The sequence below is a fragment of the Pseudomonas sp. S1(2024) genome (assembly GCF_046557535.1).
The window spans coordinates 1-12,755 of the sequence record NZ_JBKGFP010000069.1; the positions used below are offsets into that span (position 1 = coordinate 1).

Below are 12,755 nucleotides of genomic sequence, written 5' to 3' on the forward strand. Positions count from 1 at the left end.
CAGCCGGTGCCATGCACCGCGTTGGATTCTTCGCGGCTAAAGCCGCTCCCACAGGGTACGCGGTTTGCTTGCAATTTCAGTTATCTACGCGCCAGCGCAGCCCAAAAGGCTGAGCCATCTCCCACAGGTCCAGCGCAAGCCTTGAAAGCTATGCGGCCCATGTGGGAGCAACTGTCTTGTGTTGCCTGTACTGGCCTCATCGCCGGCAAGCCAGCTCCCACAGGGATAGCACCTGGCTCGAGGCCGATGCGGTCGAGGTGGGAGCAACTGTCTTGCTCAATTTCAAAAAGCTGGCGCGATCCCTGTGGGAGCGGGCTTGCCCGCGAACACGGGCGAAGCCCGTGCCATCCACCACGGTGTTGGCTTCGCGGGCAAGCCCGCTTCCACGCGGCTCACGCTGCGTTCTGGATTTACGTTGTACTTTCAGGCTGCGGTAGCACTAGATCGAGCCATGATGTACCCGTTCTGAGCATGGCATTTAACCGCACGATGAACGTTCTCATGCAGGCCACGATAGCGACTTTGGGAAGTTTTCCGCGCTCCCGCAGTGACTGATAACGAGCCTTGAGTGCTGGGTTGTATTTCATCGCCACAAGGCATGCCATGTACAGCGATCGCCTGACCGCAAATCGCCCGCCAGAGATAGAGCGCTTGCCCATGAATTTCCCGCTGTCGTGGTTGAAGGGCGCCACCCCAACCAGGGAGGCAATTTCTCTGGATTCAACCCGACCTAGCTCCGGCAGCAGCGCTATTAGTTTGCCCGCCGTCACCATCCCAATGCCTTTCACTTTGATCAGCTGGGCAACCCGTTCGTCGTTCAGCATCGCGATTTGCTGTTCGATCTCACACTCAACCCGTTTGATCTGCGCCTTGAAGTGTTTCAGGTTGGCATTCAGGTAGTTAGCAACTGCAGTCGATTGCACCTGCTTCAGGCGCCGCAGGTCGTCATCTCGCTGTTGAACCATCCGATCACGTTGCTGAAGCAACTCTCGCAGAAGCGCTCGTTCGGGGCTGACTCGTAGAGAGGGTTGATCTGGAATGACTTCGGCATAGTGCGCCAGAACCTCGGCGTCGATGGCGTCAGTCTTGGCCTTGATGCCTAAAGAGTCAGCGAATGACCTGGCTCGCCTGGGATTGACGCGTATGACCTTGTAGCCAGCGTCCTGTAGAAAACGCATGACATCTCGCTCGTAGCCACCCGTCGCCTCTAACAGGACGCGTTTGATACTGAGCTTGCGAAGGCTCTCCAGTAGCGCCTCAAACCCTGTTGGATCATTGCTTAAATGCATTTTGATGCCCTGTGGCCGCACCGCAGCATCAAGGGAGAGACTGGAAACATCGATACCCAAGAAGGAAGCCATCACCAAAACCTCCTAAACTCAAAACAGTGAGAGGACTTTGGCTTGGCCCACGCTTGTGATTCGAGATCAGAGCCGCATCCAACTGTTCGGGCTCTCGCCAAAGTGGAACGGTGAATGGCAGCTTTTGCTCCCACACGTGCTCAAGGCACCTACGGCATTCAGCTTGCCATTCACCGCTCTCACTCCAAATTCTAATCCCCCATCAAGACACAAGCGGCTTTAGCCGCGAAGACGCCGGTAGAGTTGGCTCAGAGCTTCGGCATCTGCCCGATCCGCGCCACCATCTCACTCACCACCTGCAAGTCCAGCATGAACTGCTCCACGGTCTTGAACTCGTTGTCGTTGTGCCCGGTGTACTTCACATCCGGCATGGCCAGGCCGAACTGCACGCCGTTAGGCAGGTCGTGTACCGAGGTAGCACCCGCCGAGGTGCCGAACTCGTGCTTCATGCCCAGGTTCTCGGTGGCAACGTCCAGCAAGGCCTTGACCCATTCGCCTTCGGGGTTGCGGTACATCGGCTCGTCCAGGCTGTAGTCGAAGGCCACCGAGGTATGGCTCTGCCGGGTCCATTTGCCCAGCTTGTCAGCCAGTTCGTCCTTGATCTTGGCAATGGGCTTGCCCTTCGGAATGCGCAGGTTCACCGCCAGTTTCAGGCCTTTTTCATCCACCCCGACAAAGGTCAGCGAGGCGGTCAGAGGGCCCATGAACGAATCCTTGAAGGCCACGCCGAGCTTGTTGCCCAGGTAGTCCAGGCCCCAGTTGTCGGCGGCATAGCGGGCGGCATCGGTGAAGTGGTTGTGCTTGAGCGGCACATCCTTGCCCAGGCCGTTGATGAAACCAAGCATGCGCGCCACCGGGTTGACCCCGGACTCCGGCTCCGAAGAGTGGGCGGAAACGCCGGTCACGGTGAGCAACACCTGCTTGCCATCGGCCTTGGCAGCGATGCTGAAGTCGCCGCCATTGCGCTTCACGTAATCGGCGCCGGCTTTTTCCAGCTGGCTGGCCAGCTTCGCCGGGTTGTCGGTGACCAGGGTCGCGACCGAGGTTGTCGGGATCTGGTTGGTGGCCAGGCCGCCGGTCAGGTTGACGATCTCGGCACCCTTGCCACTGGCCTGGCGCTTGCTGAAGCTGGCCATGATCGTGCCGTAGCCTTTCTCGGCGATGACCACCGGGTAGCCGCCATCGAGGGCCAGGTTGTAGTCGGGCGTGGGGTTGCGCTCGAAGTAGTAGGGGATGGCATCACCGCTGGTTTCTTCAGTGGTGTCGATCAGCAGCTTGAACTGGCGGGCCAGCGGCAGGTTTTCGTCCTTGGCCACTTTCAGCGCGTACATCGCCACGACAATGCCGTTCTTGTCGTCTTCGGTGCCGCGGCCGTACATGCGGTCACCGACCAGGGTGACCTTGAACGGGTCCAGGCGCGTGCCATCGGCCAGCTTCCAGTTGTCCGGGTTGACTGGCACCACGTCGGCGTGGGCATGGATGCCGACCACTTCCTTACCGCTGCCCAGCGAAATCTCGTACACCCGGTTGTCGATATTGCGGAAAGCCAGGCCGAAGCTGTCGGCCAGGGCCTTGATCTTTTCGGCGATCCTGAGGAACTCGGGGTTCTCGTGCTGCGGCGTGCCTTCGACGTTGAAGGTGGGGATGGCCACCAGTTCACGCAGGGTTTCGCTGGCAGCCTTGCCGTACTTGATGCGGGTATACAGGCCGAGCAGGCGGTTGATCTCGTTCTGCTGCTCGGCGGCCAATGGCTTGCCGGCCAGGTAAGCATCCAGGGTTGCCGCGAGGTTGTCGGCCTTGGCCAGGTCGCTGCCTTTGAGCTTGCCGAGGAACTGCTTGAAGTCGCTTGGGTCGCTGCCGTCGAAGGCTTTGACGATGGCCGCGGACTGCTGCTGGGTAAGGTTGGCCTGTGCCGGTTGGGTGAACAGGCCGATGCTGGCCAGCAGCAGGGTGGTGGCGGTAAGTTTTTTCAGGTGCATGGTTGTGCGCATTCCTTCGCCAATCATTGTTGTGGGTTACCCGTCGGGAAACGGGAAGACGCCCACGCTAACACCAATGACCCGTGGCACGGGAGTGCCAGAAACGCGACATGTCGCACAAACGAAAAAGCCCCGGGCGCGTTGCCGGGGCCTTTCCAGTGCTTCCAACGGTGATTACAGCCCGTTGGGCAGGAACCTCGTGGCACCGCTGACATCGTCGATCTTCTTGATGCGGAAGGCCTTGATACAGGTTTCGTTGCGGGTGTTGCTGTCCGGGCAGTATTGCTGGACGAAGTCGTTGAAGGCCATGTCCTGGCCATTCACGCTGAGGACGCGCTTGAAGTACTCGCCCTGGATGCCCTGCGCCTGACGCGATGCGGTCATTTCCTGGTCGACGACCAGGCGACCGTGCAGGTCGACGGTGGGGAACTTGGCTTCTTCCTGCAGGCAGCCGCTCAGCAGCAGGCCGGCCGTGGCCAGCATGATCAGACGTAGCATGATGTTGTCTCTGCAACGGGCGGTCACGGCCTGCGGGCCGGGACCGCACCTGGATGGTTACTCGCCGAACAGGCTGCCGGCGCGTTTCACTTCCGCCTTGCCGGCGTCCTCGAGCAGCGACTTGGCGCCCGAGGTGACGTTGCGTGCGGAGTCTGCATTGGACTGGATCACGTCGGTGCGTGCAGCGCTGTCGCGCAGTTCGGCATCGATGTAGTCGTTGGCGCGGGCGACCTTTGCCTTTTTCGCTTGCAGGGCCAGGCGACGCTCTTCCAGCTCCAGCGCACGCAGGTCGTCCTCGTAGGCTTCTTCGCGGGTCTGCACGCGCTTGCGCTCGGCTGCTTGCGCCTGCTGTTTCTCGGCGGCACGCTGCGCGGAGGCACGTTGGGCCGCTGCGCGCTGCTGGCGGGCAGCAGCTTCGCGAGCTTCGGCGCGCTGCTCGGCGGCGGCGGCCTGGCGCAGGCGTTCGGTTTCCAGGGCGGCTTCGGATTGCTTGGTCTGCTGTTCGATCTGGTAGAGCTGATCGAACTGGCCTGCCATGGCAGTGGCGGCAGACAGTGCGAGGGCGGTGCCCAGAACAATGTGCTTCATGTGCTCAGGCCTCAGCTCTTTTTCGGATCTGGGCAGGTCGCATTTGGCTGGATGCGGGTTTCGTTGGAGATGGTCATGACCATCAGGGAGATGCCCCCCACTTCGAAATCGCACGGGCGGCCAACCTGGGCGGAGGTGTAGATCTTGCCGTTTTCCGAGTAGCCGATCAGCACGCCAGGCACCAGCGAGGTATCGCTGACCAGGGAACCGGCCAGGGCGCCGGCGCCACCGCCTGCCACGCCGCCGATGATCGCTGTGTCCTTGTTGTGGCCTGCACCCAGCGCCGCGCCACCCAGCGCACCCAGTACACCACCCACCATCATTGCGGCTTTCTGGTTCTTCTCGTTGCTGACCTTGATCTTGGTCGGCGAGACCGTGATGATTTTCACGGTCTTGGCTTCCTGCTGGGTGTTTACCTGGCTGGCATCGAACACATCGGATTGGTATTGCTCACCGGTCGCCTGGCAACCCACGAGGGTGGCGGCGATGGTCAAGGCCAGACAGTGTTTCAGCATTTTCATTCCTGATTCCCTGGAGGGTATGGTTAACCTTGCGACGATCCATCTGAAGGATGAGGCATAATGCCACTATTCTAGGCAGATGGATCCAACCAGGTAAAGCCATCAGGACTAAAGCCAGCTTCAGTAAGCGCCAAACGAAATAACGCGAGCAGGCCGACACTGTCTTGCAGAAACGACAAAGCCCGCGCAAGGCGGGCTTTGTGAGGGGTATGGCGCACTCGGCGGGATTCGAACCCACGACCCCTGCCTTCGGAGGGCAGTACTCTATCCAGCTGAGCTACGAGTGCAACGCGCACGCATGATACCCATCTGATCCGATGGCGTCCATCGCCTTGATCTGTAGCTGTTTTTACCTTTCGCCGAGAAGAGGCCGGCAGAAGCAATCACAAACGCATCTATCCATATGCGATATCGATATTTCCACGGCAGTTATTATGCCCTCTATTCTCTGGTCACAACTTGTTATAACAAGTATCCGATCAGCGAAGAGACCCCATGGCCGAACTGCTCCCCCTGTCCCCGGTACCGCTTTACACCCAGCTCAAGGAATTGCTGCGCGAGCGCATCCTCGACGGCACTTATCCATCGCATAGCCGCATGCCCTCGGAAAGCGAACTGGGCAAGGCTTTCGACGTCAGCCGCATCACCGTGCGCCAGGCGCTGGGCGATCTGCAGAAGGAAGGGCTGATTTTCAAGATCCACGGCAAGGGTACCTTCGTAGCCAAGCCCAAGGCTTTCCAGAACGTCAGTACCCTGCAGGGGTTGGGCGAGTCGATGACGCAAATGGGTTACGAGGTGATCAACCGCCTGCGCAGCTTCCGCCATGTGCCAGCCAATGCATTGGTGGCCGCGCGGCTGCAGGTCGAGGAGGGCAGCCTGGTCACCGAGATCCGCCGAGTACGGCTGATCAACCGCGAGCCGGTGTCGCTGGAGCTGACCTGGTTGCCCAAGGCCGTCGGCGAAAAACTGGAAAAGGCCGACCTTGTCACCCGCGACATTTTCCTGCTCCTGGAAAACGACTGCGGCATTGCCCTTGGCCACGCCGACCTGGCCATCGATGCCGTGCTGGCCGACAGCGACCTGACCCAGGCCCTGGATGTTGAGGAAGGCTCGCCGATCATGCGCATCGAGCGCCTGACCCATGCCGTCGACGGTACGCCACTGGACTTCGAACACCTTTACTACCGCGGCGATGCTTTCCAGTACCGCCTGCGCATCGACCGCCAGAAGGGGAGCAAGGCATGAGCATCCAGACCCAGGACTACGACATCATCGTCATCGGTGGCGGTACCGCCGGGCCGATGGCGGCGATCAAGGCCAAGGAGCAGGACAAAAACCTGCGCGTGCTGCTGCTGGACAAAGCCAACGTCAAGCGCAGCGGAGCCATCAGCATGGGCATGGATGGCCTGAACAACGCGATCATCCCAGGCCATGCCACCCCCGAGCAGTACACCAAGGAAATCACCGTGGCCAATGACGGCATCGTCAACCAGGCCACGGTGCATGCCTACGCTACCCACAGCTTTGAAACCATCGAGCAACTCGACCGCTGGGGGGTGAAGTTCGAGAAGGACGAGACCGGCGACTACGCGGTGAAAAAGGTTCACCACATGGGCGCCTACGTGCTGCCCATGCCCGAAGGCCACGACATCAAAAAGGTGCTGTACCGTCAGCTCAAGCGTGCCCGGGTCGAAATCAGCAACCGTATGGTCTGCACTCGTGTGCTTCTCGATGGTGAAGGTGCGGCTGCTGGCGTGCTGGGTTTCGATTGCCGTAGCGGCGAGTTTCGCGTGGTGCGGGCCAAGGCGGTGATCCTTGCCTGCGGCGCGGCCGGGCGCCTGGGCCTGCCGTCGTCGGGCTATCTGATGGGCACCTACGAGAACCCGACCAACGCCGGTGATGGCTACGCCATGGCCTACCACGCAGGTGCCGAACTGGCCAACCTCGAGTGCTTCCAGATCAACCCGCTGATCAAGGACTACAACGGCCCGGCCTGTGCCTACGTCACCGGCCCACTGGGTGGATATACCGCCAACAGCAAGGGTGAGCGCTTTATCGAGTGCGACTACTGGAGCGGCCAGATGATGTGGGAGTTCCATCAGGAACTCGAGGGCGGCAATGGCCCGGTGTTCCTCAAGCTCGATCACTTGGCCGAGGAAACCATCCAGAACATCGAAGATATCTTGCACAGCAACGAGCGCCCCAGTCGTGGCCAGTTCCACGCCGGGCGTGGCACCGATTATCGCCAGCACATGGTCGAGATGCATATCTCGGAGATCGGTTTCTGCTCCGGGCATTCGGCGTCGGGGGTGTGGGTCAATGAAAAGGCCGAGACCAGCGTCAAAGGGCTGTATGCCGCGGGCGATATGGCAGCGGTGCCGCACAACTACATGCTCGGGGCCTTCACCTATGGCTGGTTTGCCGGTGTGAACGCTGCGCATTACGTGACCGGGCGCGAATTCGCCGAGGTCGATGCCGAACAGGTCGAGCGCGAGCGCGCGCGGGTGTTTGCCCCGCTGCAGCGTCAGCATGGCCTGCCGCCAGCGCAGGTCGAGTACAAGCTCAGACGCATGGTCAACGATTACCTGCAACCTCCGAAGGTGACCAAAAAGATGGAAATCGGCCTGGAGCGCTTTGCCGAGATCGAACGTGACCTGGACCAGATGAAGGCCAGCAACCCTCATGAACTGATGCGTGCGATGGAAGTTTCGGTGATTCGCGATTGCGCCGAGATGGCGGCGCGGGCCTCGCTGTTCCGCGAGGAAAGCCGCTGGGGGCTGTACCACCACCGAGTGGACTTCCCCGAGCGCAACGATGGCGAGTGGTTCTGCCATTGCCATCTGAAAAAGGGCGAGAACGGTGAAATGACCAGCTTCAGGAAAGCGGTCGAGCCTTACCTGATTGCGTTGGACGCAGAAGAGCAGACCGCCTACGACCAGCTGCGGGTAAAGGCCGATGCAGCCTAGGCGACGCTGTGTCCTGTGAACACTTCGAAGAACGAGGGCCGCAGGCCCCGAGGACTCCGTGAAATGGCCTACCAGCCGCAAGAAATCTTCTTCCGCAGCAGCGCCCCCGTCACCATCGACGAAGACAAGTGCATCGCCGAAAAAGGCTGCACCGTCTGCGTGGAGGTTTGCCCCATGGACCTGCTGGCGATCAACCCGGCCACGCAGAAGGCCTACATGGCCTTCGACGAATGCTGGTACTGCATGCCCTGCGAAAAGGACTGCCCCACGGGTGCGGTGAAGGTCGACATCCCATACCTGCTGCGCTGATTCATCCCGCCATCCGGCGCACCACCGGACGCCCTCCTGCTGTGCCCCTCGTTTCCCACCACCCAAGCCGGGCGGCGGAGACGACCCAACTCTTATAACGACTCGAGGGGAAACACCCATGCGCCTTGTTGCAACCGTGGCCGGCCTCGCGCTGGCGCTCACTGGCCTGAATGCCAGCGCCGAAACCATCCGCATCGCCATTGGCACCCAGGACACCACCATCAACTGCGCCACTGGTGGCCTGCTGATACGCGAGCTTGGCCTGCTGGACAAGTACCTGCCGCATGACGGCAATTACAAAGGCGCCAAGTATCAGGTGGAGTGGAAGAACTTCACCAGCGGTGCGCCACTGACCAATGAAATGGTCGCTGGCAAACTCGACTTCGGTGCAATGGCCGACTTCCCCGGGTCGTTCAACGGTGTTGCTCACCTGGATGCCAGCAAGCGCAGCCTGTTCGTAAGCGTGCTGTCGGGCAGCGTGCACGGCAGCGGCAATGGCATCGTCGTACCGGCGGCGTCCAGCGTGCAGTCGCTGGCTGAACTCAAGGGCAGGACCATTTCCGTGCCGTTCGCCTCCACCGCCCACGGCATGCTGCTGCGTGCCGTAGCAGCCCAGGGCTGGGACCCGCAGAAGGATGTGCGAATCATCGCCCAGGCGCCGGAAATCGCCGGTTCCGCCCTGCGTAGCAACCGCATCGAGGCCCATGCCGACTTCGTGCCGTTCGCCGAACTGTTCCCCAACCGCGGCTTCGCCCGCAAGATCTATGACGGCGCCCAGGCCAACGCACCGACCTTCCATGGCGCTTTGGTCGATGCCGATTATGCGAAGAAATACCCCGAAGTGGTCACCGCCTACCTGCGCGCCAGCCTCGAAGCCGATCGGCTGATCGCTGCGGAACCTGAGAAGTACAGCGAGTTGATCGAGAAAGTCACCGGCATCGAGGCCGAGGTCAATTACCTGTTCCACGGCCCGCTCGGCCTGCAGACCCGCGACCTGACATGGAAGCCTGAATACCGTCAGGCAGTCGCAACCTCCATCGATACGCTCAAGCTGCTTAAAAAGACCGACCGCGGCCTCGACACCGACAAGTTCATCGACGACCAATACATCCGTGCGGCCTTCAAGGAGGCTGGCCTGGACTACGACAAGGCGCTGAAGGACTACGATCCGCAGCCACTCAAGGCCAATGACGCGCTGACAGGCAAACCGATCACCGACTTCAGCCGCCTGGCACAGATCTGGGTGCGCGGCGAAGGCAAGGTCCGCCACTACGCTTCGCCGGAGGCCGCGCTTGGCGCCTTGGCCCAGCTGGAGCAGGAGGGCAAGGACATCCGCGCCATCTACGCCCAGGCCGCCGACAGCGGAATCAAGTTGCTGGCGAACCAGGCCTGGTTCGTGCGTAACGCCAAGGGTGAACTGGCGGCGTTCCTGCTCAAGGACCAGGCCGAGCAGTATGCCAAGGCCCATGGCGGTGAAGCGCTGGACTTCGTCAGCGCCAACCAGAAGCTGGTCGCCCAGCGCTGACCGGGAGGTACCGACATGACCTGCAACCTCAAGCGCTGGCCGGTGCGCCTGGCTTCGCTGCTGGCCTGCCTGCTGTTCTGGCAGGTCGCGGCGAGCGTGAAGCTGGACCTCGGGCTGCTGACGTTCACCTATGTCCCCACACCGAAGGCGGTGCTGGCAGCTGGCTGGCAGTTGCTGACCTCCAGCACCCTGCTGGCGCACCTGGGCAGTAGCCTGTCACGGGTTTTTGCCGGATATGGCGCCGCGGCGCTGATTGGCGTGGCCCTGGGGTTGTTGATCGGCCGCTCGAAATGGGCCGAGGACACCCTGCTGCCGCCACTCGAAGTGCTGCGGCCGATTCCGGCGGTGGCGTGGATCCCGCTGGCGATCCTGATGTTCCCATCGTCGGAACTGTCGATGGTGTTCATAACGTTCACTGGCGCGCTGTTCCCGATCCTGCTGAACACCGTGCACGGCGTCGAGGCCATCGACCCGCGCCTGGTGGCGTCGGCTCGCAGCCTCGGTGCAGAGCGTTGCTCGATCCTGCGCGAAGTGGTGTTGCCTGGAGCGTTGCCAAGCATCGTCACTGGCCTGGCCATCGGCATGGGTACTTCATGGTTCTGCCTGGTCACCGCCGAGATGATTTCCGGACAGTTCGGTATCGGCTACTACACCTGGGAGTCGTACACCTTGCAAAACTACCCGGACATCATCGTCGGCATGCTGCTGATCGGCGTGCTGGGCATGGGCAGCAGCGCCCTGGTCAAGCGCCTTGGGGAGTTGGCCACGCCTTGGTACCGCACGCGGAGGGCCAGTTGGTGAACAGTTATCAACCAGCACCAGGGCGGATCGACGGGCGTGGCCTGTCGATACGACTGGGGCACGGCAGCGAAGCATTCGAGGCGGTGCAGCGTCTGGACTTTGCCGTAGAGCCTGGCGAGTTCGTCTGCATCCTTGGCCCCTCCGGTTGTGGCAAGTCGACGTTGCTTGGCGCCCTGGCCGGGCACTTGGTGCCCAGCAGTGGCCAGTTGAGTGTGGATGGCCAGACCGTTGCCGGGCCGTCACCGCAGCGTGGCATGGTGTTTCAGCACCACACCTTGCTGCCTTGGCGTAGCGTGCTCGACAACGTGGCCTTTGGTCTGAAGATGCAGGGCCAGAGCCGCGCCGAACGTCGCCGGCAGGCTCGTGAAATGCTGCAACTGGTGGGGCTGGCCGACTTTGCCGGGCGCTGGCCCAGTCAGTTGTCCGGCGGTATGCAGCAACGGGCCGAGATTGCCCGGGTGCTGATCAACCGACCGCGCCTTTTGCTGATGGACGAACCCTTCGGTGCCCTGGATGCGCAAACCCGTGCACGCATGCAGGAGCTGTTGCTGGATATCTGGGCAAGCATCCGTACCACCGTGGTGTTCGTCACCCACGATATCGACGAGGCGCTGTTCCTGGCCGACCGTATCCTGGTGATGAGCCCGCGACCTGGCCGCTTTATCGAAGACCTGCACCTGGAGTTTCCGCGCCCACGCCGCGCCAGCCTGCTGACCAGCCCTGAATTCACTCACCTCAAGCGTCACTGTCTGGCCTTGCTCCGTCACGAGGAAGGCCGCGAACTCCCGCGCCTGACCCCGCTGGGACTGCCGGACACTGAGCACCCACCGCTACGGATCGCGCTATGACTGAACGAACGACTGACAACCCCGACATCCTTGCTCTTCTGCCTCGCCTTGGTGCCGCTGATGCAGGCGTGCGCCGCATCGCCCTGATCGAACTGGCCGACCTGGAAGACCCGGATGGCTTGCCATGGCTCACCGATGCACTGCTGGTGGATGTCGCCGACGAGGTGCGTGCCGAGGCCGCGCGCCTGCTCGAGGCCTGGGAAGAACCCGAAGTTGTGCAGGCCCTGTGTGCTGCGCTGGCCGATGCTGCCGAGCCGGTACGGCTGGCTGCCGCCCAGAGCCTCAGCGAACTCAAGAGCCTTGAAACCGGTCAGCTGATCCTGCCATGGGTCAAGCATGCCGATGCCTTCGTCCGTGCCAGCGCCCTGCGTGCCTTGCGCGAGCTGCGCCTGGAAGATGCTGCAGAGCCTGCACTGCTGGCCCTGGCCGATGGCGACGCCGCGGTCCGGCGTGAGGCAGTGGGTATTCTTGGCTGGCTCAAACACCAGCCGGCATTGCCAGCATTGGCAAAGCTTGCCGCAGACGAGCCGGACACCGAGGTGCGCCGCGCGGCCATTGGTGCGCTGGGCCTCGCCCGCGACAGCGCGGTGGTGCCAGCATTGGTGGCTGCATTGGCTGACAAGGCCTGGCAAGTGCGCGAAGAAGCCGCCACCACGCTAGGCAAGGTGGGCCTGGCCCCAGCAGGCCCGGCACTGGTAAATGCCCTTGCCGATGACTTCTGGCAAGTCCGTCTGCGTGCGGCGCGGTCTCTGGGGCGGCTGCGTCATGTTGCGGCCCTGGACGCGCTTGGCGAGTTGCTTGGCCACGGCATTGCCAACCTGCGCAAGGAGGCGGCTCTGGCCCTGGGTGAGCTGGGCCAGGCGCGTGCCTTGCCGGTGCTGCAGGCCGCCGAGGCCGATAGCGATCCCGAGGTGCGCAAGGCTGTGCGGATCGCCATGGCGCAACTGCGCGGGGCCTACTGATGAACGCCCCGCAAGCTATTCGCAACATGCGCGGGCCCGGGCAACTGGTGCTGCAATGGCAAGACGGCGAACACAGCCTCAGCCATGCCCGCCTGCGCGGTGCTTGCCCCTGTTCACAATGCCGAGCGGCACGGCTGCAGGGGAGCATCAGTCTGGTGCGCGATGATGTGCGCGTGGTGCAAATCGAGCCGCAAGGATATGGCGTGCAGCTGGTGTTCAGCGATGGGCATGAACGGGGTATCTACCCTTGGGCTTACCTGCGTGACCTGATTGCCCAGTGAGTCTTCTTCGCGGGCATGCCCGCTCCCACAGGTTTGGTGCGAGGCTCAGAAAATGCGCGGTTCCTGTGGGAGCGGGCAAGCCCGCGAACACCGGCGTAGCCGGTGCCAGCCACCGC

The 12,755-nt window shown here is 62.1% G+C and carries 13 protein-coding genes and 1 tRNA gene; 8 read left to right on the plus strand and 6 right to left on the minus strand.

Going from position 1 to position 12,755, the window contains the following annotated elements:
• Positions 1 to 410 precede the first annotated feature (410 nt).
• The 6 genes from ACLCGK_RS18875 to ACLCGK_RS18900 all read right to left on the minus strand — a co-directional run bounded on the left by ACLCGK_RS18875 (position 411) and on the right by ACLCGK_RS18900 (position 5,234).
• Complete coding sequence (locus tag ACLCGK_RS18875) at positions 411 to 1,361, minus strand: IS110 family transposase (protein ID WP_075047071.1); 951 nt, start codon at positions 1,359 to 1,361, stop codon at positions 411 to 413.
• 248 nt (positions 1,362 to 1,609) lie between these two features.
• Entirely contained in the window at positions 1,610 to 3,340 is a 1,731-nt protein-coding gene (locus ACLCGK_RS18880; protein ID WP_015268558.1) for a dipeptidase, read from the minus strand.
• A 174-nt stretch (positions 3,341 to 3,514) separates the two neighbouring features.
• Positions 3,515 to 3,838: a hypothetical protein gene (locus ACLCGK_RS18885; protein WP_015268559.1), complete on the minus strand. Its 324-nt coding sequence runs from the start codon at positions 3,836 to 3,838 to the stop codon at positions 3,515 to 3,517.
• Between the two features lie 57 nt (positions 3,839 to 3,895).
• Positions 3,896 to 4,426 carry a DUF5384 family protein gene (locus tag ACLCGK_RS18890; protein WP_015268560.1) on the minus strand — a complete coding sequence of 177 codons (531 nt, stop codon included), beginning with the start codon at positions 4,424 to 4,426 and terminating at the stop codon, positions 3,896 to 3,898.
• Positions 4,427 to 4,437: 11 nt separating this feature from the next.
• Positions 4,438 to 4,947 carry a hypothetical protein gene (locus ACLCGK_RS18895; RefSeq protein ID WP_003260236.1) on the minus strand — a complete coding sequence of 170 codons (510 nt, stop codon included), beginning with the start codon at positions 4,945 to 4,947 and terminating at the stop codon, positions 4,438 to 4,440.
• Positions 4,948 to 5,157: 210 nt separating this feature from the next.
• A tRNA-Arg gene (locus ACLCGK_RS18900) sits at positions 5,158 to 5,234 on the minus strand.
• Between the two features lie 208 nt (positions 5,235 to 5,442).
• Here ACLCGK_RS18900 and ACLCGK_RS18905 point away from each other — a divergent pair.
• The 8 genes from ACLCGK_RS18905 to ACLCGK_RS18940 all read left to right on the plus strand — a co-directional run bounded on the left by ACLCGK_RS18905 (position 5,443) and on the right by ACLCGK_RS18940 (position 12,639).
• A complete protein-coding gene (locus ACLCGK_RS18905; protein WP_410952665.1) occupies positions 5,443 to 6,192 on the plus strand; it encodes a GntR family transcriptional regulator in 750 nt (249 codons plus the stop codon).
• The gene (locus ACLCGK_RS18910) at positions 6,189 to 7,913 is read left to right on the plus strand and encodes a fumarate reductase/succinate dehydrogenase flavoprotein subunit (protein WP_410952666.1); all 1,725 of its coding nucleotides are present in this window, start codon (positions 6,189 to 6,191) and stop codon (positions 7,911 to 7,913) included. The genes ACLCGK_RS18905 and ACLCGK_RS18910 overlap by 4 nt, the downstream gene beginning before the upstream one ends.
• 63 nt (positions 7,914 to 7,976) lie before the next feature.
• On the plus strand, positions 7,977 to 8,222 hold the full coding sequence (locus tag ACLCGK_RS18915) for a ferredoxin family protein (protein ID WP_008096634.1): 246 nt from the start codon (positions 7,977 to 7,979) through the stop codon (positions 8,220 to 8,222).
• 118 nt (positions 8,223 to 8,340) lie between these two features.
• Positions 8,341 to 9,747 carry an ABC transporter substrate-binding protein gene (locus ACLCGK_RS18920; RefSeq protein WP_410952667.1) on the plus strand — a complete coding sequence of 469 codons (1,407 nt, stop codon included), beginning with the start codon at positions 8,341 to 8,343 and terminating at the stop codon, positions 9,745 to 9,747.
• 15 nt (positions 9,748 to 9,762) lie between these two features.
• Complete coding sequence (locus ACLCGK_RS18925) at positions 9,763 to 10,548, plus strand: ABC transporter permease (RefSeq protein WP_410952668.1); 786 nt, start codon at positions 9,763 to 9,765, stop codon at positions 10,546 to 10,548.
• A complete protein-coding gene (locus ACLCGK_RS18930) occupies positions 10,545 to 11,396 on the plus strand; it encodes an ABC transporter ATP-binding protein (RefSeq protein ID WP_085618380.1) in 852 nt (283 codons plus the stop codon). The genes ACLCGK_RS18925 and ACLCGK_RS18930 overlap by 4 nt, the downstream gene beginning before the upstream one ends.
• Positions 11,393 to 12,358: a HEAT repeat domain-containing protein gene (locus ACLCGK_RS18935; RefSeq protein ID WP_410952669.1), complete on the plus strand. Its 966-nt coding sequence runs from the start codon at positions 11,393 to 11,395 to the stop codon at positions 12,356 to 12,358. Before ACLCGK_RS18930 ends, ACLCGK_RS18935 begins: the two co-directional genes overlap by 4 nt.
• Positions 12,358 to 12,639: a DUF971 domain-containing protein gene (locus tag ACLCGK_RS18940; RefSeq protein ID WP_075044300.1), complete on the plus strand. Its 282-nt coding sequence runs from the start codon at positions 12,358 to 12,360 to the stop codon at positions 12,637 to 12,639. Before ACLCGK_RS18935 ends, ACLCGK_RS18940 begins: the two co-directional genes overlap by 1 nt.
• Positions 12,640 to 12,755: the final 116 nt, after the last annotated feature.

Bases quoted from the DNA above. Each gene is read 5' to 3' on its own strand.
- ACLCGK_RS18920 (WP_410952667.1), top strand. From the start codon at position 8,341: ATGCGCCTTGTTGCAACCGTGGCCGGCCTCGCGCTGGCGCTCACTGGC.
- ACLCGK_RS18940 (WP_075044300.1), top strand. From the start codon at position 12,358: ATGAACGCCCCGCAAGCTATTCGCAACATGCGCGGGCCCGGGCAACTG.
- ACLCGK_RS18885 (WP_015268559.1), bottom strand. From the start codon at position 3,838: ATGCTACGTCTGATCATGCTGGCCACGGCCGGCCTGCTGCTGAGCGGC.
- ACLCGK_RS18895 (WP_003260236.1), bottom strand. From the start codon at position 4,947: ATGAAAATGCTGAAACACTGTCTGGCCTTGACCATCGCCGCCACCCTC.
- ACLCGK_RS18915 (WP_008096634.1), top strand. From the start codon at position 7,977: ATGGCCTACCAGCCGCAAGAAATCTTCTTCCGCAGCAGCGCCCCCGTC.
- ACLCGK_RS18910 (WP_410952666.1), top strand. From the start codon at position 6,189: ATGAGCATCCAGACCCAGGACTACGACATCATCGTCATCGGTGGCGGT.
- ACLCGK_RS18925 (WP_410952668.1), top strand. From the start codon at position 9,763: ATGACCTGCAACCTCAAGCGCTGGCCGGTGCGCCTGGCTTCGCTGCTG.
- ACLCGK_RS18905 (WP_410952665.1), top strand. From the start codon at position 5,443: ATGGCCGAACTGCTCCCCCTGTCCCCGGTACCGCTTTACACCCAGCTC.
- ACLCGK_RS18875 (WP_075047071.1), bottom strand. From the start codon at position 1,361: ATGGCTTCCTTCTTGGGTATCGATGTTTCCAGTCTCTCCCTTGATGCT.
- ACLCGK_RS18890 (WP_015268560.1), bottom strand. From the start codon at position 4,426: ATGAAGCACATTGTTCTGGGCACCGCCCTCGCACTGTCTGCCGCCACT.
- ACLCGK_RS18935 (WP_410952669.1), top strand. From the start codon at position 11,393: ATGACTGAACGAACGACTGACAACCCCGACATCCTTGCTCTTCTGCCT.
- ACLCGK_RS18880 (WP_015268558.1), bottom strand. From the start codon at position 3,340: ATGCACCTGAAAAAACTTACCGCCACCACCCTGCTGCTGGCCAGCATC.